The 18793-nt window shown below is 64.2% G+C and carries 15 protein-coding genes; 2 read left to right on the top strand and 13 right to left on the bottom strand.

Features of this window, described 5'->3' with window-relative positions:
• Positions 1–20 precede the first annotated feature (20 nt).
• The 10 genes from BLS51_RS17830 to wrbA form a co-directional block, all read right to left on the bottom strand.
• Positions 21–1721 carry a DEAD/DEAH box helicase gene (locus BLS51_RS17830; RefSeq protein ID WP_090185556.1) on the bottom strand — a complete coding sequence of 567 codons (1701 nt, stop codon included), beginning with the start codon at positions 1719–1721 and terminating at the stop codon, positions 21–23.
• A 13-nt stretch (positions 1722–1734) separates the two neighbouring features.
• Positions 1735–2820 carry a threonine aldolase family protein gene (locus BLS51_RS17835; RefSeq protein WP_090185558.1) on the bottom strand — a complete coding sequence of 362 codons (1086 nt, stop codon included), beginning with the start codon at positions 2818–2820 and terminating at the stop codon, positions 1735–1737.
• A 32-nt stretch (positions 2821–2852) separates the two neighbouring features.
• Positions 2853–3623 carry a sterol desaturase family protein gene (locus BLS51_RS17840; protein ID WP_090185560.1) on the bottom strand — a complete coding sequence of 257 codons (771 nt, stop codon included), beginning with the start codon at positions 3621–3623 and terminating at the stop codon, positions 2853–2855.
• 67 nt (positions 3624–3690) lie between these two features.
• Entirely contained in the window at positions 3691–5526 is a 1836-nt protein-coding gene (locus tag BLS51_RS17845) for an ABC transporter transmembrane domain-containing protein (RefSeq protein WP_090185561.1), read from the bottom strand.
• A gap of 43 nt (positions 5527–5569) precedes the next feature.
• Positions 5570–6631, bottom strand: a complete 1062-nt coding sequence (locus tag BLS51_RS17850) for a lipocalin-like domain-containing protein (protein WP_090185965.1) — start codon at positions 6629–6631, stop codon at positions 5570–5572.
• Between the two features lie 119 nt (positions 6632–6750).
• Positions 6751–9303: an ABC transporter permease gene (locus tag BLS51_RS17855; protein ID WP_090185968.1), complete on the bottom strand. Its 2553-nt coding sequence runs from the start codon at positions 9301–9303 to the stop codon at positions 6751–6753.
• Between the two features lie 155 nt (positions 9304–9458).
• Positions 9459–9890, bottom strand: a complete 432-nt coding sequence (locus BLS51_RS17860; RefSeq protein ID WP_090185563.1) for a DUF4124 domain-containing protein — start codon at positions 9888–9890, stop codon at positions 9459–9461.
• Between the two features lie 11 nt (positions 9891–9901).
• Positions 9902–11308, bottom strand: coding sequence for an FAD-binding oxidoreductase (locus tag BLS51_RS17865; protein ID WP_090185565.1), 1407 nt, complete (start codon positions 11306–11308; stop codon positions 9902–9904).
• Positions 11305–11712 carry a DUF2069 domain-containing protein gene (locus tag BLS51_RS17870; RefSeq protein WP_090185567.1) on the bottom strand — a complete coding sequence of 136 codons (408 nt, stop codon included), beginning with the start codon at positions 11710–11712 and terminating at the stop codon, positions 11305–11307. Before BLS51_RS17870 ends, BLS51_RS17865 begins: the two co-directional genes overlap by 4 nt.
• A gap of 5 nt (positions 11713–11717) precedes the next feature.
• Positions 11718–12323, bottom strand: coding sequence for an NAD(P)H:quinone oxidoreductase (wrbA, locus tag BLS51_RS17875; protein ID WP_090185569.1), 606 nt, complete (start codon positions 12321–12323; stop codon positions 11718–11720).
• A 63-nt stretch (positions 12324–12386) separates the two neighbouring features.
• Here wrbA and BLS51_RS17880 point away from each other — a divergent pair, with 63 nt between their 5' ends.
• Positions 12387–13763, top strand: a complete 1377-nt coding sequence (locus BLS51_RS17880) for a YihY family inner membrane protein (protein ID WP_090185571.1) — start codon at positions 12387–12389, stop codon at positions 13761–13763.
• Here BLS51_RS17880 and BLS51_RS17885 read toward each other — a convergent pair.
• Complete coding sequence (locus tag BLS51_RS17885; RefSeq protein WP_090185574.1) at positions 13747–14514, bottom strand: alpha/beta fold hydrolase; 768 nt, start codon at positions 14512–14514, stop codon at positions 13747–13749. The genes BLS51_RS17880 and BLS51_RS17885 overlap by 17 nt on opposite strands.
• Position 14515: 1 nt before the next feature.
• A complete protein-coding gene (locus tag BLS51_RS17890; RefSeq protein WP_090185576.1) occupies positions 14516–15607 on the bottom strand; it encodes a PLP-dependent transferase in 1092 nt (363 codons plus the stop codon).
• Positions 15608–15804: 197 nt separating this feature from the next.
• On the opposite strand from BLS51_RS17890, the gene BLS51_RS17895 reads away from it, so the two are divergent.
• Positions 15805–16260, top strand: a complete 456-nt coding sequence (locus BLS51_RS17895) for a CBS domain-containing protein (protein WP_090185578.1) — start codon at positions 15805–15807, stop codon at positions 16258–16260.
• A gap of 31 nt (positions 16261–16291) precedes the next feature.
• On the opposite strand, the gene BLS51_RS17900 is transcribed toward BLS51_RS17895, so the two are convergent.
• The gene (locus BLS51_RS17900) at positions 16292–18556 is read right to left on the bottom strand and encodes a putative bifunctional diguanylate cyclase/phosphodiesterase (RefSeq protein WP_090185581.1); all 2265 of its coding nucleotides are present in this window, start codon (positions 18554–18556) and stop codon (positions 16292–16294) included.
• Positions 18557–18793 lie beyond the last annotated feature (237 nt).

The following is an 18793-nucleotide window of genomic DNA, read 5'->3' on the forward strand; positions in this document are numbered from 1 at the left end:
CCCGGGCGATCGTGCGGCGCCTAGCGCGAGCCAGGCTTGGACTTGCGCCCGCCCGGTTGTGCGGCCGCGCGGCCAGCGGAACGCGCCTGCGACTTGGCGCCGCGCCCACCCGCAACCACCACCGCGCCTTTCGGCGCGCCGGATACATCGTCACCTGCGCGACGCCCGCTGCCGCCCGGGCCGCCCACTCTGCGGCCGCCGCCACCTGCGCCGTCGCTGCGAGCATTACCTGTTGGGGCATCGCCGCCGCTGCGGCGCCCACCGCCGCCGGAGCCGCCACCTGCGCCGCCGCTGCGAGCATTGCCTGTTGGGGCGTCGCCGCCGCGCTGCGCACCTGCGTTGCGGCTGGCGCGGTCGTCTGCTGGGCCGCCTTTGCCCGACGTGCGCTCACGGCCTGGCGATTTGACTTTTTCTTCCGGCACCCAGGTGCCGAGCGAGGCGCTGCCGCCGGCAGGGCGGACTTCAGTCTTGGGTGCTGCCGGCGGTTTGACGACCGGCGGCGCAGCGGCTGAACGCTTGGCTGCGTTGGGAGCCGGGCCTTTGCGCGCCGGCGCAGTCGCGCCCTTGGCCGAAGTCTCGGGCACGCGATGATCCGCCTCAAAGCCCGGTTCCTCGTAGCGTGGAATCGCCTGGCGCGTCAGCGCTTCGATCTCCTTCAGGATGTCCACTTCGTCGGCGCACACCAGCGATACGGCTTCGCCTTCCATGCCGGCGCGGCCGGTACGGCCGATGCGGTGGATATAGTCCTCGGCCACCGTCGGCAGATCGAAGTTGACCACCTGCGGCAAGGCCTCGATATCCAGCCCGCGCGCCGCCACGTCGGTCGCCACCAGCAGCCGCACTTCCTTGCGCTTGAAGCGATCCAATGCACGCAAGCGCGCCGGCTGCGTCTTGTCGCCGTGGATGGAGTCGGCCGTCACGCCATGCTCATGCAAGGTCTTGACCAGTGCCTCGACGCCTTTGCGCGTCTTGACGAACACCAGCGCCTGCGCCCATCCAAGCTTGTTCAACAGGTGCAGGAGTAGCTCCGACTTGCGTCGCTTGTCGGTTGTCACCAGCCACTGCTTGACCGTCTTGACCGCCGTATTGGCCGCCTCCACCTGTATTGACACAGCATCCTTCAACATCCCCTTGGCCAGCTTGCGGATCTCGTCCGAGAACGTCGCCGAGAACAGCAAGGTCTGACGCTGCCGGGGCAGCGCCTCCAGCAGGATATCCAGATCGCGCTCGAAGCCCAGATCCAGCATGCGGTCCGCCTCGTCCAGCACCAGCGTTTGCAGCAGCGCGAAGCTGATCATGCCCTGGTCGTGCAGGTCGATCAGGCGGCCGGGCGTGGCCACCAGCACGTCAAGGCCCTTGCGCAGCTTGGCGATCTGTGGCGCGATATCCACGCCGCCGTAGGCCACAGCACTGCGCAGTGGCAGGTTGCCGCCATAACTGCGGAAGCTCTCGTACACCTGCTCGGCCAACTCGCGCGTCGGCACCAGCACCAGCGCGCGCACGCACTGTGGTGCCGTCACGCCGTCCATGGTCAGGCGATGCAGAATGGGCAGCGCAAAGCCGGCGGTCTTGCCGGTGCCGGTTTGCGCGGCGGCCATCACATCGCGGCCCGCCAGCACGGCGGGAATGGCTTGCTTCTGTACGGGCGTGGGCTGTTTGTAGCCGAGCGCATTCAGCGTGCGCAATAAAGGGTCGATCAGACCGAGTGCTTGAAAAGTCATGTAAATTCTTTGGTTAGTTGGCCAGCGCGTCGGACCATAAGGCAAGGATCTCGCGCACGCGCTGGTCCGGCAGGTGAAGCAGGTTGTCGCCTACATACAGCTCTACTGAGCTATGGCCGGGCAGCGCCGCATGATTGGCGCCGTTGAACAGCCAGACGCCATGTTGTTCGGCGATGCGGCTACGGATCTCCAGCGCGCGGTCGCGGCTCACCGGCAGGTGCATATGCAGCATATTCGCGTGCGGCTGCGCCGGATTGGGAGTCAGCAGCGGAAACGCACGCAGTGCCTCATAGAGCCATTGCGTGCGCCTGAAATAATCTGGCATGGCAGCCAGCCTGGCATCGAACTGCATGGCTGCGGCCACCACATAGGGCGTGCGCTGATAAACATTGCCACCCTGGCGGCGATACCATTCCGCCGCCTTGGCGACAAAAGCCGCGCTACCGGCCAGCACGGCGCCGCCCATGCCGCCTATGCCCTTGTACAGCGATACATAGACGCTGTCGAAGCCCGCCGCGATGTCGGCGACCGGCCGGCCGTATGCCGCCGCAGTCTCCCACAGTCGTGCGCCATCCATGTGCAAATGGATGCCTTGTGTGCGGCAGTAATCCTTGATGGCGGTCAGTTCGTCCCAGCCTGGACACTGGCCGCCGATTTCGCGCGCCGGCAATTCCAGCGTTGCCGCGCCCAGTTGATCGGGAATCGCCTTCAGTTCATCCAGTGTCCACGGACGCTGCGGATCGCCGATCTGCAATGCGTGGAAGTGGTCAAATAACTGGTGGTTGCCGCGCTCGTGCCTGAGAATATGCGAGGTCGGATGCAGCGCCACCAGCTTGCTGCCGCGCTCCGTGCAGGCAATGCGCAGCGCGGTGGCTTGCGTCATGGTGCCGGTAATGCAGAACACCGCCGCCTCGAAGCCCAGCAGGCGTGCGACTTTCTGTTCAAACTCCTGTATCAGTTGGCCATTGCCGTAGACATCATGCGTGACGCCATGCGCCTCGCACCAGTTGCCCATGGCCGTGAATAATTCGGCCGGCGAGAGGGAGCGATGGCCTGGTAAGTGCACACGGCACCGCTGTTTGAGTTCTGCGTCGGTCATGGCGTCATCCTGAAAGGCAGAATGGTACCACTTTAGCCTGGGCCAGCGCGGAATCCAGCCGCGCGATAATGCTGGTCATAGTCCGGCGACAGGGTTCCCATCATGCGGTCCCAGAACAGGAAATACCAGCTGAAGTTGTGGCGCGCCCGCGCATGGTGGAGGTTGTGCGCGGTCGACGTATTCATCCAGCGGCCCAGCCAGTGCCGCGACATCCCGCGCGGGAACAGTTCATAGCCGAGGTGCGTGTAGACCGCATAGGCAGTGTTAATGATGCTGAAGATGAAGAGCGCCCAACCAGTCATCGGCACGATCATCAAGGTCAGCACGGCGGCGCCGCTGTCGACCAGCGCTTCCAGCGGGTTGACCGAGTAGGTGGACCACGGATTGGTATTGGTGGAGCGATGGTGCGTGCGATGAAACCAGCGGAATAGCCGGCGGTGGTGCATCAGCCGGTGCGTCCAGTAGAAGTAGGTGTCCTGGATGACCATCGCCAGCAGTATGCTGACGAAGAAGTACGGCCAGCCGTGGTGCTCGATGCGTGGATAAAACTGCGTGTACTGGCCAAAGCCGAGAAAGAACAGGATCGGCAGGAAGCTGGAAAAGACGATGATGCTGCCGACCGAAGTAATCAGCTCGCGGCGTATTTGGGCTGGTCGCACAGACGCTGCTTGCAACGGAGTGCGTTGGCCGGGACGCGCGCGCCACCATAGCCACGCTGCGAAGAACACGCCGGCAATCACCACATAGTACAAAACCGTCTGTTGAAGACTGAACAGGATTCTGGTCAGCAGGGGATGGTGCATGGCGTCTCCGTCGCGGTAGGAGACGCCATGTTAAAGCTGATGGGCAGCTGTCGTGCTTATGAAACCATTAATGCTGGGTGTGCGCGTGGTGGAATTGCAGCGCCGCCAGGTTGGCGTAGATGCCGCCCAGCGCAACCAGCGAGGCGTGCGTGCCGGTTTCGACGATCTTGCCGTCTTCCATGACGATGATGCGGTCGGCGCGCTGCACGGTCGCCAGGCGGTGGGCGATGATGACGGTGGTACGGCCGACCATCGCCGCCTCCAGCGCCTTCTGCACCAGGCGTTCCGATTCGGCGTCCAGCGCGCTGGTAGCTTCGTCCAGCAGCAGCAAGGGTGGATTTTTCAGCAGCGCGCGGGCGATGGCAATGCGTTGGCGCTGGCCACCGGACAGGCGCACGCCGCGCTCGCCCAGGAAGGACTGGTAGCCTTGCGGCAGGCGCTCGATGAATTCGTGGGCGGCGGCCAGTTTCGCAGCGGCGATCACTTCCTCGTCGCTGGCGTCGGCGCGGCCGTAGCGGATGTTTTCCATGGCGTTGGCCGAGAAGATCACCGTATCCTGCGGCACGATGCCGATGGCGTCGCGCAGCGTGTGCAGGTCCAGTTGCGTGATGTCGACGCCATCCAGCTTGATGCTGCCGCTTTGCGGATCGTAAAAGCGCAGGAACAGCTGGAACAGCGTGGTCTTGCCGGCGCCCGATGGACCAACCACGGCCACGGTTTCACCCGGCTTGATGTCCAGCGCGATGTGGTCCAGCGAGTTGGTTTCAGGACGCGAAGGGTAGTGGAACACCACGTCGCTCAGCGACAGCGCCGCGCCGTTGGCGGCACGCGGCGGCAACGGCAGCGGCTGGGCCGGCGGCTGGATCTTCGATTTTACCGACATCAGCTCCAGCAGGCGCTCGGTGGCGCCGGCGGCGCGCTGCGCTTCGCCCATCACTTCAGACAATGCGCCGATGGCGCCAGCCACGATGGAGGCGTACAGGATGAACTGGCCCAGGTCGCCGCCGGTCATCTCGCCCGACAGCACGGCGTGCGCGCCCAGCCACAGCACGAATACGATGGCGCCAAACACCAGCACGATGGCCAGCATGGTCAGCACGGCACGTGCGCGGATGCGGCGCATCGCCGTCTGGAACGCGCCTTCCACCGAACCGCCGAAACGGCGCGATTCGATCTTTTCGTGGGTGAAGGCCTGCACGGTCGGCATGGCGTTGAGGATTTCGCCGGCCATGGCGGAGGCATCAGCCACGCGGTCCTGCGAGTCGCGCGACAGGGTACGCACGCGGCGGCCGTACATGACAATCGGCAGCACGGTCAGGATCAGCAGGCCGATGATGATGGACGACAGCCTTGGGCTGGTCACAAACAGCATCACCAAACCGCCGGCGAACAGCAGCACATTGCGCAGTGCCACGGAGATGCTGGTGCCCACCACCGATTGAATCAGCGTGGTGTCGGTGGTGATGCGCGACAGGACTTCGCCGGTCTGCGTGGTCTCAAAGAATTCCGGGCTTTGCGTGATGACGTGGTTGTAGACGGCCGCGCGGATATCGGCGGTGACGCGCTCGCCCAGCCAGGAGACGGTGTAGAAACGCGCGGCCGTGGCCAGCGCCAGGATGGTGGCGAGGCCGAACAGCGCCAGGAATACCAGGTCGACGTGCTGGATGCTCTGAACGCCGGCGCTGCCGAATCCCAGGTCGATCATCTGCTTGAACGCGGCGGGAATCGCCAGCGTGGAGGCGGCGGCCACCACCAGCGCGATCCCGGCCATGGCGAACTGGCGCTTGTACGGCGCGAGGAAAGGCGCCAGCCCGCGCAGGGTGGCGAGGCTGCCTTTCTTGAGTTCTCGGGAGGCGTTGGGTGCAGCGGCGGCTGGCTTGCTGGCGGTGGTGCTATTGGTCATCTGGTTGGTTGCGCTTACTTTAATATCTTGTTAGACGTTGTGCTTACAGTTTTATTGCACGTACATAGCCGGTCATTTCGAGATAGGCGCGACCGGCCGGCTTGCCGTCACGCTTCACCGTCACCGCGCCTTCCCAGTACACCGCACCGGTGGAACGGCGCGAATCCAGTTCCTGGTCGTCCTGCAGGGGCACGATGTCCCACACCGTTTTGCCGGTGGTGAGCAGCGTCGCAACGGGATACTCGGCATTGGTGCGCGGCGATCGCCAGCGCCTTTGCGGAGCAAAGCTGACCTGGTCCGGGTCGAACTGCGTGACCTTGCCGGATGCGTCGCGCCATGTCGCGTGCGCCCATAGTTTAGCACCTGTCTTGCTTCTGACCTCGAATGCCATTAATGCACCGCCGTCATCAAGGTTGGCGCCGACCCAATTCCAGCCGCTGGCCTCGGCGTCAAGGGCTTCGCTGGACCATTCATGATCAAGCCAGGCGGCGCCGGTGACGCTTGTTTGCTTGTCAAGGCGGCTGATGCTGCCGCTGACTTGCAGGTGTGGCTGGCTGTAGTAGTAGCTGCTTTGCGCGGGGCGCGGGCCTTTGCGCGAATAGCCGCGTTCTCCCTGCAGCAGGTCGGGCTGGGAGGGCGTCAGTTTGAGGTCGTACTTAAATTCCGGGCCGTCGACGTGGACGGCGTAACTGCCATCGGCGGCACGCACCATGTGCCAGTCTTCCAGCTTGACGTTGGTGTCGCCGGTCCTGGCGTAGGACAGGCCGAAGCCTTCGCGGGCACTGCGCTGGTCGTGCAGCAGCTTGCCGTTGGCCGGGTCGGACAGCGCCGCGTGGCCGATAATCAGCTGCTTTGGCGCGAACTGGCTTGGGTTGGCGCTGTCGTGCGTGGTGGCGCTGCGGAAGAAGGTGACCTGGAAGCCAAGTGGCTTGCCGTCCGGGGTGTTGAGCCAGCCGGTGACGTACCACCATTCGGTTTTGTAGTCGGGATGCGCGCCGTAGTCTTTAGGGAAGGTGAGCGACTGGCCGGCGGGCAGCGGTACGACAGCGGGGAACGCAGGGGCGGCGGCGTGTGCGGTGACGGCTGGCGCGATCAGTATGAACATTGCCGTCACGATCAGTGCGGCCGCTGCGGCCGCGCCGGTCGTGACGGCGCGCGCCAACCGCGTGGCAGCGGCGGTGATACGGCCGGTCAGCCGCGCAAGCGTGAGCGGACGGCGTGGCATTACCAGTCCTCCCTGACAGCGCGTATCGGTCCGCCGGACAGCGATTGGCGGCCCGCCAGCAGCGCGGTGAGCGCGGCGGCGGCCAGCAGCAGGGCGGCCACGGTGGCCAGCAGCGGCCACGGCATGTGCAACTGCATGGTCCAGTGGAAGGACTGCGGATTGACGACAAATACCAGTATCAGGCTGATGACCCATCCCAGCACGAAGCCGGTAACGATGCCAAGGCCGGTCAGCGAGCCGCCTTCAATAGCCAGTATCGACAGCACCTGCCGGCGTGTGACGCCGACGTGGCGCAGCATGCCGAACTCCTTGGCGCGCGCCAGCGTCTGCGCCGAGAAGGTCGCGGCGACGCCAAACAGGCCGATGACGATGGCAATCGCCTCCAGCAGATAGGTAATGGCAAAGCTGCGGTCAAACACTTTCATGCTCATGGCGCGTATCTCCGATGGCTCGCTGGCATCCAGCGTGGCGGCAAATGGCAGATGTTTGAGCGCCGCCAGCGTGTCTTCGGCCCTGGCGCCGGGCTTCAGCGTGAGGGCCACGCCGCTGGCTTCCTGCTCGCCGGTGATGGCGCGGTATTCGCTGAGGCGCATCTGGATAGTGCCTGTCGGGCGTGCATAGTCGCGCCATACGCCGGCCACCGTAAAGGCGTGCAGCGTACCACTGAGCGGCAGTTCGATACGCGTGCCGGGCTTCATGCCGTACAAATCGACCATGGCTTCGGATACCCACACTGGCGGAGGCGCGCCGGCTGCGGGTGTTTGCACATCGCCGACGATGGCCAGCGAGCGGGCCGGATCAGCGGCGTCGATATTGCGCGCCATCAGTGTGACGGCGGGACGGTCCGATGCCAGCGAGACGGGCCGCGTGCGCAGGAAGTCAGCGCTGGCAACGCCTGGCAACGCGGCTACTGCTGCTTGCTCGTCCGGCCGCAAGCCGGCGGTGGCGCCGCCGCTGGCGGTGCTGACGTAGATATCGGCCGGCAGCACGTGCTGTAGCCAGTCGTCCAGCGAGACGCGGAAGCTGGCGACCATGATGGCCATGGCCACCATCAGGCTGAAACTGGACAGCACGCCGCCCAGCGCGATGCCGGCCTGGCTGGAGGCGTTGGCCAGGCGTGACAAGGTTAGCGTCATGACGGCCGAGGCGCCCGGTTTGTTGGCTGTTGCGGCGCTCCAGCGTTGATGCGCGAAACGGAAGACGATGGCTGCCAGGCGTGGCATCAAGCCGATGGCGCCGATCAGCAACAAGGCGATCGACAGGTAGCCGAACAGCGGCAGTTCAAAGATCGGCGGGGCTTGCGACAGCAACGCGGCCAATGCCATGCAGGCCAGCGATGGCCAGGCGCGGGCGAGGCGTGACATCGCCGCTTCCTCTGTGCCTGATTTGAGCGCCACGGCGGGCTTGGCGCGGGCGGCGTCCAGCGCCGGCGCCGCGCAGCCCAGCAGGGCGACGCTAACGCCGAGGACGAAGTAGACGGCGGCGGCCACTGGCGGGAAATGCACTTCAGGACGCACGCCGGAGAAGAAGCCTGCGCCAAGGTCGGCGCCCATGAAGTGCAATGCGGCGGCGGCCATGCCATAGCCGGCGGCGATGCCGATGGCCGATCCGGCGATGCCTAGCCACAGGCCTTCGATCAGGATCTGGCGCAGCAAACGGCGGCGGTCGAGTCCCAGCACCCGCAGCAGCGCGAACTGGCTGCGGCGGCGTATCACCGACAGCGCTTGCGTGGAGAAGACGAGGAAGGCGCCGGTGAACAGCGCCACCAGTGCCAGCACGGTCAGGTTGACGCGGTAGGCGCGGCTCATGCCTTCGTTGCGGCTGTTCTGTTCCTGGTCGTTGGGCTGGTTGACGCGGAAGCGGCCGGGGTACTGACTTTGCAGGTCTTTTTCCAACTGGGCCTTGAAGACTTCGCGGTTGACGCCATCGCGCAGCTTGAGGTCGATGCGTGACAGCTGGCCGAGTTTTTCAAAGCGCCACTGTGCAGCGCCGATGTCCATGATGGCAAGGCGTTGGCCAGCGCGGGCACCCGGCACCGGGCCGCCGACGCGTAGTTGTAGTTCGCTGGTGCCGACTTGCAGTTTTATCGCGCCATCTTTCGGCTGCAGCCATTGCTGGGCCGCCGCTGACAGGAATACCGCGTCATCGGACAGCGTGTCGCCGATGTTGTCATCTGCGGGTATGCCGATTAGTTCCGGCGAGATGTAGCCGGCACGGAAGGCATCGGTGGCGATGATCTTCAGCGCGGTGCGCTGGCCGGGGACGGAGGCCTCGAATTCCAGGACTGGCGAGGCAACGGCTACACCGTCGCGCTGAGCCAGCGTTGGGTAAATCTGTTCGTCAAAAAAGGGTTCGGTGCCGCGTACCTGGATGTCTGCCACGCCGGACAGGCCTTTGATGGCGGCGGAGAATTCGTTGAAGGCGGCGGCGTTGATCAGGTGGATGGCGAAGCCGAGCGAGATGCCCACCGCAATCGCTGCAATCGCCACCAGGGCCCGCACCGGATGCGCGCGCCATTCGCCGAGCAGCAGCCAGCGCGAAAGCCGCCGCATCGATGCAGCCGTCGCGTCAGGCCGCGCGCTTGCCGCCATCGCCCCGGCGCCATCGACGGCGTACGGCACGCCGCCGCCATCCGCTACGGCGCTGCCGCCAGCCTTGGCGGGGGAGGCTGGCGTCGCTGGTGGAGGGGATGGTGGGCGGTCGGACATTAGCGTGGACACTCCAGCGCCATGGCTTCGCCGGCGCGGTGGGCGCGCAGGCGGGCGGCTTCGGTGGCCTGGCCGCTGGCGCGGCGGGCGTCTTCGTCAGCCCAGCGTTTATTGAGTTTCAGCTTGTCGCACTTTTTGCGCTGCACAGCCGCGACCTGCGCTGCGCGGGCGGATTCGCGCTCGTCGCGCTCCTGCTGCTTGAGGCGTGCCTTCTCCAGTGCGCTGGCTTGCTTTTGCTGACGCTTCAGGTCACGCACTGCGGCAGGATCGGCCTTCGGCGCGGCCGGCGCGTCCAGCGTGGCGGCTTGCGCACCAGCGGGACAAGGCGCGTCGCTGTAACTGACCTTGCCGTCCACCGTACATTTGTAGACGCTTTGCGCATGCGCCGCCATGGCGACAGCCCACAATACAACAACGATCAGCAGTTTCATCTCAGCCTCGCTCAAAGGATTTTCCCGGGATTCATGATACCCAGTGGGTCCAATGCCGCTTTGATGGCTCGCATCATGTTGAGTTCTACCGGCGATTTATAGCGCGCCAGTTCATCGCGCTTCAACGCACCGATGCCATGTTCGGCCGAAATCGAGCCGCCGAACAATTCCACGCTGTCATACACCACGCGATTGACCTGATCCTGCTGAAGCAGGAAATCGTCGTTGGAAATGCCAGGTGGTGGTGCGACGTTGTAATGCAGGTTGCCATCGCCCAGATGGCCGAAACACACCAGCTGACAGCCGGGGAAGGCCGCATCCAGCAACGGTCCGGTGACTTCGATGAAGTCCGCAATGCGTGACACCGGCAGCGAAATATCGTGCTTGATATTTTTGCCCGCCTTGGCCTGCGCCAGCGGGATATGCTCGCGCAACTGCCACAGCCCGGCCGATTGCGCCACCGAAGATGCCACCACCGCATCATTGATAACGCCGCGCTCCAGCGCCGCGCCGATCGCGTGTTCCAGTAACCCGACCGCATGCTGCTCCGACTCGCTGCTCGACAATTCCAACAACACGTATTGCGGATGTGGGCCTGCGAACGGTTTGGGCAATTGCGGGAACTGCTCGGCCACCAGCGCCAGGCAGTAGCGCGACATTAACTCGAATCCTGTCAGGCTGGAACCGCAATGGTCCTGCATCAGCACCAGCAGTTGCAGCGCATGCGCAGGCGAGGGCAGTGCTGCCAGCGCGGTGATGCTGGCTTTCGGCTGCGGATACAGCTTGAGCACCGCGCCAGTGATAATGCCCAGCGTGCCCTCGGCGCCGATGAACAGGTCGCGCAGATCGTAACCGGTATTATCCTTGCGCAGGCCGCGCAAGCCGCTCCAGATCTCGCCCTGCGGCGTAACGACCTCCAGGCCGAGGCATAACTCGCGCGTATTCCCGTAGCGCAGAACCGCCGTGCCGCCGGCATTGGTGGCCAGGTTGCCGCCGATGGTGCAACTGCCTTCCGCCGCCAGCGACAGCGGGAACAGGCAGCCCTCGGCCGCCGCCACTTCCTGGATGTGTTGAAGAATGCAGCCTGCATCCACGGTCATCGTGCGGTTGACCGCATCGACCTGGCGCACGCGGTTCAGCCGCGCCAGCGACAGCAGCACCTGCGCGCCACTGGCATCCGGCACGCTGCCCAGCACCAGTCCCGTATTGCCGCCTTGCGGCACCACGGCCACGCGATGTTCGGCGCAGACGCGTACTAGCGCCGCCACTTCGTCCACCGATCCCGGACGCAGCACTGCCAGCGCCTTGCCGGTAAAACGCCCGCGCTGATCGGTGACGAAGGGCGCCATATCGGCTGGCGCAGCCAGCACATAAGCGTCGCCGGCGATGGCGCGGCATTGCGTCAGGAAGTCCATCATTTGACCGTGTTGATCTTCACTTTATCCAGCAACTCCTTGGCCATCTTCCTGGCGGCGCGCTTGTACGGACGCAGATAGAGCACCGCGCAGACAAAGTACACGCACACCACCAGTGCTTCGCCCCAGCCCAGCCACGCCGACACGTCACCGGTATCGCTCCAGCCGCGCACCACGCCTTCAGCGAAGTACAGCAGTATCATCATCGATGTCCATTGCAGCGTGTAGATATCGCGCTTGTAGACGCCGTACAGCGGCAGCAGCAACGGCGCGGCCTTCAGCACCAGCCAGGAACCGCCGGGCTTCAGCGGCGCCAACACCATCTCCCACAACACACACCAGACAATCAGCGTCACCAGGCTGCCGATCGCGCCCCAGTGAAAATACTTTTGCATTGTGGTTTCCATGGCGCCTATTCCTTCAGTTTGACCGCTGTTTCAGCCAGCCGCTTGCCCAGCGCGATGGCCAGGCGTTTCTCGTCGTCGGTGATGACCTTCTTGCCGTCCAGGCCAGACCAGTGGCTGGCGCCATAGGGTGTGCCGCCGCTGGAAGTGGTCATCAGTTCCGGATTGGTGTAGGGGAGGCCCAGCACCATCAGGCCATGGTGGAACAGCGGGATCATCATCGACAGCAGCGTCGATTCCTGGCCGCCGTGCAGGCTGCCGGTAGAGGTGAACACACATGCCGGCTTGCCAGCCAGCGCGCCGGACAGCCACTGGCTGGCGGTACCATCCCAGAAATACTTCATCGCCGACGCCATATTGCCGAAGCGCGTAGGCGAGCCGACGGCGATGCCGGCGCATTCGGTCAGGTCGTCCAGTTCAACGTAAGGCGCGCCGTCGGCCGGCACTTCCGGCTCGGTGGCCTCGGCGACGCTCGACACGGCCGGCACGGTGCGCAGCCGCGCGTCGCAGCCAGGCACGCTTTCGATGCCTTGAGCGATCAGTTCCGCCAGCTTGCGGGTGGCGCCGTGGCGGGAGTAAAACAGAACAAGAATAGTCAGGTTAGGATGGTTCATCAGCGGTATTATAGGGCGCTTTAGCGGATGGTATCATTGCCACTGTTGTCACGATTGATACTTATGTACGAAAAATACCTCCGTCCGACCCTGGTGTACCTGTTCCGCACCTGCCGCAGCGGCATTCAGACCGTACGCTCGCTGTCCTGGCCCGAAGTGCGCGACCTGATCTTGTTCGCGCAGCGCCGCCTGCGCGAAGAGAGCCTGCCGCAGGTTGCCGGCAGTCTGACCTTCACCACGGTGTTCGCGCTGGTGCCGCTGCTGACCATCGCGCTGGCGATTTTCACCACCTTCCCGATGTTCAACGCCTTCCGCAGTTCGCTGGAGGCGTACTTCGTGCAGAGCGTGATGCCGAAGACGATTTCCAACAACATCCTCAACTATCTGACGATGTTCGCCTCCAAGGCCACGCGGCTGTCGGCGGTGGGCGCGGTGACGCTGATCTTTACGTCGATCGCGATGATGAACCTGATCGAGCGCGTGTTCAACCGTATCTGGCGCGTGCGCGGCCAGCGCAGCTGGACCAGGCGGATACTGGTCTATTGGGCGCTGATCACGCTCGGGCCTTTGCTGATCGGCGTGTCGCTGACCATGTCGTCGCAGGTGTTCATGGCGACCAGCGACCTGGTAGGGCACGTGCCGGTGCTTGGCGCGGTGGTGTACACCGCCGTTTCGCTGGCCCTGACCATGGCCGCGTTCACGCTGCTGTATGTGGTGGTGCCCAACCGCGACGTCGACTGGCATGACGCCGCGTGGGGCGGCCTGGTGGCCGGCGTGGCGTTTGAAGTGGCCAAACGCGGCTTCGGTATTTTCATCACCCAGTTTCCGACCTACTCGAAGATATACGGCGCACTGGCTGCGGTGCCGTTGTTCCTGCTGTGGGTCTACGTATCTTGGATGATTACGCTGGTCGGCGCCTTGCTGGCGGCGGCGCTGCCGGTGGTGAAGTACGAGCGCTGGTGGCACGAGGCGCAGCCGGGTGGCGAATTTGTTGACGCGATGGCGATTCTCAAAGTGCTGCACGTGGCTTGCAAATGCGGCGATACGGCACTGGTCAGCGCCGGGCATATCCGCGCCCGCACGCGCCTCGGCTTCGATGAAATGGATAACCTGCTGGAACGGATGCTGGCGGAAGGCTGGGTGGGCCGGGTGGCGGTGCCGGCGCCGAAGCGCGTCCAGTGGGGCAAGCGCGTCAGCGACGGCTCGGACCATTGGGTCGTCCTCGCCAATATGGAAAAACTGACGCTGGCCGATGTCTACCGTCTGTTCGTCTTCGCCGGCATGCCGGTCAACGCCGGCGTGGTGGCCGATAGCGACGATGAGCGCGACCAGCGTGCCGCACGCGAAGCCGCGCTGCTGGCGCGCGAGGTGGAAACCGCCGTGGAAGCAGGCCTGGGCAAAACCCTGGCCGACCATTTCGGTCCTATCGACTGCCGATAAAGCCGATCAGTGCCTCCAGCACGGCCTGCGGCTGCTCGCTCATCAGCGCGTGCCCGCTGTCCAGCGTCACGCTTTGCGCGTGCGGGATAGCGCTGGCCAGCACCCTGGTGGATTTTGCTGGTGTCATGACGTCGCTGGCGCCGAACACGAACAGGGTAGGACAGCGTACCGCGGCGGCGGCCAGTTCGCCATTAGCGTAACTGTTGCACGCGGCAAGGTCGGTGTGCAGCCGGCCCGGCATGCGCTGCATCAGGCGGCGCGCGCTGTTGCGCACGGTGTGGCTGGCTTGCGAAGAATGCGACCAGGCCGTGACCATGTCGATGGCAGCCGGCTCATTGTCGCGCGCGGTTGCCAGCAAGGCATCGGCCACTTTCATCGGGTAGGTACTGCCGGCCAGCGCCAGATGGGTGACGCGCTGCGGCGCATGAGAAGCCGCTTCGAGCGCGATCAGTGAACCCATGCTGTGGCCGATCAACGCGGCTTCGCGCACGCCGGCGGCATCCAGCAACGCCAGCAGCCAGCTGGCCATCTCCTCAACATTGGTCTTCGGTGCGCCCTTGCTGCGCATGTGGCCGGGCAGGTCGACCGCCAGCACGGCGTAGCCCAGGTGGGCAAAGTAGCGCGCCTGTGGCGCCCATACCGAATGGTCGTTCTGCGCACCGTGAATGAACACCACGGTCGGACGCGCAGCATCAAATGGCACGCCGCCGGTGTAGCAGTAGCTTGGTATGCCTTGTACGGTCAGCAGCATGTCAGCTTCCTTTCTGCGACAGTTTCAATGCGCGCGACAGGTCTTCCAGCAAATCATCGGCATCCTCAAGGCCGATGGACAGATGCAGCGTGGCCACGTCCGATGCGGGTAGGATGATTTGCGAGCGCGCGCCGCCGAGATCCACCGCAGCCGAGAAGACTTGCAGTGCGTCGGTAAAGCGCAACGCGCCATTCAGACGGAAGGACAACGCCGCGCCGCAGCCCTTCGGCAGCAGGCGCCGCGCCACTTCATGGTCTGGATGCGTCGGCAGTTCAGGATAATGCAGCGCCGATACCGCCGGATGCGCGGCCAGCAGCTCCACCACCTTGCGTGTGTTGGCCACATGCCGCTCCATGCGCAGCGGCAGCGTCTCCAGGCCGTGCAGGATGGCCGCCGCGTGATGTGGGCTGATAGGCGCCAGGTTCTCATGTCGCGCACGCAGCGAGAAGGCCGCGACGGTGGATTCCTCGGCAAATACGATGCCGGGCAGGGCGTCGTAAGGCTCGCACAGCTCGGCGTAGCGGCCGGTGTGCTCGTAGGCGGCTTGCCAATCGAAAGTACCGCCGTCCACCAGCAGGCCGCCTAACGGAGCGGCATGCAGCACCAGGTCGGCGCCGTGCCCGATTGGCTGCTGCAGCCATGGTGTGGTCAGCGTGGCGTCGACCATCAGCGGCAGGTGATGCTCGTGCGCGATGGCGGCAACAGCCGGAATGTCCAGCACTTCCAGTCCGCCGCCGCCCAGCGTTTCGGCAAACAGCAGCCGTGTTTCCGGCTGGATGGCGGCGCGCCACGCGTCCAGATTGCGCGGATCGACAAACGTGACCTGGATGCCGAAGCGCCTGAACACGGAAGCCAGCAGCCGGCACGAGCCAGCGTGCAGCGCGCGCGAGGCGACGACGTGCGCCCCGGCGCTGGCCATGCTGCTGATGGCGAGATACAGCGCCAGTTCGCCGCTGGCCGTGGCCACCGCCGCCACGCCGCCTTCCAGCGCGGCGATACGTTCTTCAAGCATGGTGGTGGCGTCAGCGCCGGGCAAGGCCGCGCCGGCGTGCAGCGACAGGGTATGAAAACCGGGAGAATTGATGCCGCTCATGGTGTCTCATGTTGGTTGTCGGTATGCTGCGCATCCTAACCCGAAATGCATCGTGGCAACCGCACGACACCAATGTTATGTTTTGCTTATCGGAAGCGCTGGCTTTTTTGGCGGGCATAGGCTACAGTCGCTTCAAGGCTAAGAACAACTAGAACTCCCATTCACAGAGCGTATATCAGCGGACAGGACGGCCCAATATGAAAGTCTCGGAAATTCTCCAGGTTAAAGGTTCCATCCTTTACACCATCTCACCCGATCAACCCCTGGCGGACGCCGCCAACACCATGGCCGAGAAAGATATCGGCTCGCTGGTCGTCATGGAATTTGGCGATCTGGTGGGCATGCTGACTTTCCGCGAGGTATTGCGCGCGCTGCACGAAAACCAGGGCACCGTGGGCGGCGGCACGGTCCGCAAGCACATGGAAGACCATCCGATTACCGTTACGCCGGACACCGACGTCAACGAAGTGCGCCGCATCATGCTGGAAAAGCACGCGCGCTACCTGCCGGTGATGAATGCCAAGACCATCCTCGGCGTGATCTCGTTCTACGATGTGGCACGCGCGGTGCTGGAGGCGCAAAGCTTCGAGAACCGCATGCTGAAAGCCTACATTCGCGACTGGCCGGCCGAAGCCGAACAGGCTGCGGACTAATAGAAACGCCACCCTCGGGTGGCGTTTTCATTTATGCCGCGCCTTCGAGCGCGTCGTTGTTGAGCCAGCCGTTGAGCGCGCTGGCGGTCATCGGCCGGGCAAACAGGAAGCCCTGGGCCAGCGGGCAGCCCAGCGATTGCAGGATTTGCGCCTGGCGTTCGTCCTCGACGCCTTCGGCGATCACCGCCAGGCCGAGGTTGCGGCCTAGCTGGATGACCATTTCGGCGATGCTGCTGCCGCGCGCCGAGCCGGTGATTTCGGTGACGAAGGCGCGGTCGATCTTCAGCCGGTCGATCTGCAGCCGTTGCAAATAAGATAGCGATGAGAAACCCGTGCCGAAATCGTCAATCGCGATGCTGACGCCGGTTTGCTTGATCTGGCCCAGCATCTTGATCAGCAGGTCCGGCTCTTCCATGGCCATCGATTCGGTGATTTCCAGTTCGATATTCTGCGGCGGCGCGCCGGTGTCTTCCAGCGCGCGCTTCAGCATGTCAAGGAATAGCGGATGGCGGAACTGCACCTGCGACACGTTGATCGACATCATGAAGTCCTCGTGGCCGGCCTTGCGCAGGTCGACCAGCTCGCGGCAGGCGGTGCGCATCACCCACTCGCCGAGGTCGATAATCAGGCCGGAATACTCGGCGATCGGGATGAAGCGGTCGGGCGAGATGAATTTGCCGTCCGGCGTCTGCCAGCGCAGCAGCGCCTCGGCGCCGACCGGGCGGCGGGTGGCCAGGTCCAGCTGCGGCTGGTACACCACGAACAGCTGGTTTTGCCCGAACGCCGTGCGCAGCGCGTGCATCATGCGCACCCGCTCGCGGATCTCCACGCCCATCGAGCGCGAGAAGTAGAAGTGGCCGGCGCGCTGCTGCGACTTGGCGCGTTTCAGCGCGATGTCGGCATCCTTCAGCGCATCGGCGCCGCTACCTTCATGCTCGCCCAGGCGCACCAGGCCGAGTGTGGCGGACAGCTGCACATCCTGCCCATCGATGCTGAAGGCACGCTGGAACAGCGCCAGGATGTTGCCCGGATTCACCTGGGCCGAATCGCCCAGCACGCAGAAGATGTCGCCGCCGATGCGCGCCACGGTGACATGCTCGCCCAGCTCGGTCTGCAGGCGGTTGGCGACGCCGATCAGCAGCATGTCGCCAAACTGGTGGCCGAGCGCGTCATTGGTTTCGGCAAAGTGGTCGAGGTCGACCAGCGACAAGGTGGCTTCCTCGCGCGCCGGGCCGGCCACGGTGGCGTCAAGAATTTCCACCAGCCGCGTGCGGTTGGGCAGCTTGCACAGCTGATCGTAGAAGGCGGCGTTGTGCAGGTGCGAGACCAGCTCGACGTTATCCAGGCCGACCGCGACGTTGCTGCAAAAGACTTCCAGCAGCCGCTCGTCGATCTCGGTCGGCGCCCGCCGCACTTCCAGGAAGGCGACGAAATCGCGGCTGGCCTTGCCGGCGAAGTACAAGGTGATGTAGTCCGGGCCGTAGACATTGCGGCGCTGCGCCAGCGCCAGCTCCAGGGCGTCATGGATGCGCTGGTCCTCGCGCACAGTCAGCGTGATGTTGTCGAGATGGCGGAAGGTGCCGGCGGTGGCCATCACCATCAGCTCGTGGCAGCCGTCGTCCGGGCATTCCTGCACGCACAGCACGCCGTTGGCGTCGCAGCCCAGCAGGTCGCCGATCTGCGCCAGCACGCCGGCGGCAAAGTTCTGCACGCCGTGCAGCGACATCAGCTGGGTGCTGGCGTGAACGATCTGGGTCAGGCCACGGCGGCTGTCGTTGATCTTGCGGATCTGTTCGTAGGAGCGTATCGCCGCCGTTACCGTGGTGAACAGCTTGATGCGGGTCAGTTCCGACTTGGTCTTGTAATCGTTGATATCGAAATCGCGGATGGCGTCGATTTCCGGCGCATAGCCGGGCTGGCCGGTGCGCAGGATGATGCGCACGTCGTGCAGCTTCAGCGTTTCGCGGATGTAGCGCACCAGGTGCAGGCCGGCGTCGTCCTGTTCCATCACCACGTCCAGCAGGATGACGGCGATTTCCTGCTCGTGCTTGAGCAGCTCGCGCGCCTGGCCGGCCGAATACGCGTGGACGAATTCAAGCGGGCGCTGCTGCATGTCGAGGTTGCCGAGCGCAAACGTGGTGGTCGAGTGGACGTCTTCGTCGTCGTCAATGATCATGACCCGCCACACATTGCGGGCGCTGCTACTCAGCGCGGGCGTACCCGGATGCTCGTCCAAGAATACCAGATCGTCTTGATCATCCTTGGCTTGCTCAAGGTGGGTGACCGGTGGGGGCATGTGTCGCTTCTCCAGATTACTCGGTGTTCTTTGCGTTCAAGTATATAGCGAATTGTCAAAAAGAATGCACTTTTCAAGGGCTGCGTGCATCGATATGCAACTGCCACCATACTTGTATCAAAAGAATGATATTTTACCAAGCGAAACTTGCTTTGTGGAAATTATTGTGCGGCTATCCCGCCACATCGCGCTGGCTGGTAGAATGAAGGACTTTCCACTTTTTTCCGAAGATTCTTT

This window comes from Duganella sp. OV510 (genome assembly GCF_900100205.1).
GTDB lineage: Bacteria > Pseudomonadota > Gammaproteobacteria > Burkholderiales > Burkholderiaceae_D > Rugamonas.

Bases quoted from the DNA above. Each gene is read 5' to 3' on its own strand.
- BLS51_RS17830 (WP_090185556.1), bottom strand. From the start codon at position 1,721: ATGACTTTTCAAGCACTCGGTCTGATCGACCCTTTATTGCGCACGCTG.
- BLS51_RS17835 (WP_090185558.1), bottom strand. From the start codon at position 2,820: ATGACCGACGCAGAACTCAAACAGCGGTGCCGTGTGCACTTACCAGGC.
- BLS51_RS17840 (WP_090185560.1), bottom strand. From the start codon at position 3,623: ATGCACCATCCCCTGCTGACCAGAATCCTGTTCAGTCTTCAACAGACG.
- BLS51_RS17845 (WP_090185561.1), bottom strand. From the start codon at position 5,526: ATGACCAATAGCACCACCGCCAGCAAGCCAGCCGCCGCTGCACCCAAC.
- BLS51_RS17850 (WP_090185965.1), bottom strand. From the start codon at position 6,631: ATGTTCATACTGATCGCGCCAGCCGTCACCGCACACGCCGCCGCCCCT.
- BLS51_RS17855 (WP_090185968.1), bottom strand. From the start codon at position 9,303: ATGCGGCGGCTTTCGCGCTGGCTGCTGCTCGGCGAATGGCGCGCGCAT.
- BLS51_RS17860 (WP_090185563.1), bottom strand. From the start codon at position 9,890: ATGAAACTGCTGATCGTTGTTGTATTGTGGGCTGTCGCCATGGCGGCG.
- BLS51_RS17865 (WP_090185565.1), bottom strand. From the start codon at position 11,308: ATGATGGACTTCCTGACGCAATGCCGCGCCATCGCCGGCGACGCTTAT.
- BLS51_RS17870 (WP_090185567.1), bottom strand. From the start codon at position 11,712: ATGGAAACCACAATGCAAAAGTATTTTCACTGGGGCGCGATCGGCAGC.
- wrbA (WP_090185569.1), bottom strand. From the start codon at position 12,323: ATGAACCATCCTAACCTGACTATTCTTGTTCTGTTTTACTCCCGCCAC.
- BLS51_RS17880 (WP_090185571.1), top strand. From the start codon at position 12,387: ATGTACGAAAAATACCTCCGTCCGACCCTGGTGTACCTGTTCCGCACC.
- BLS51_RS17885 (WP_090185574.1), bottom strand. From the start codon at position 14,514: ATGCTGCTGACCGTACAAGGCATACCAAGCTACTGCTACACCGGCGGC.
- BLS51_RS17890 (WP_090185576.1), bottom strand. From the start codon at position 15,607: ATGAGCGGCATCAATTCTCCCGGTTTTCATACCCTGTCGCTGCACGCC.
- BLS51_RS17895 (WP_090185578.1), top strand. From the start codon at position 15,805: ATGAAAGTCTCGGAAATTCTCCAGGTTAAAGGTTCCATCCTTTACACC.
- BLS51_RS17900 (WP_090185581.1), bottom strand. From the start codon at position 18,556: ATGCCCCCACCGGTCACCCACCTTGAGCAAGCCAAGGATGATCAAGAC.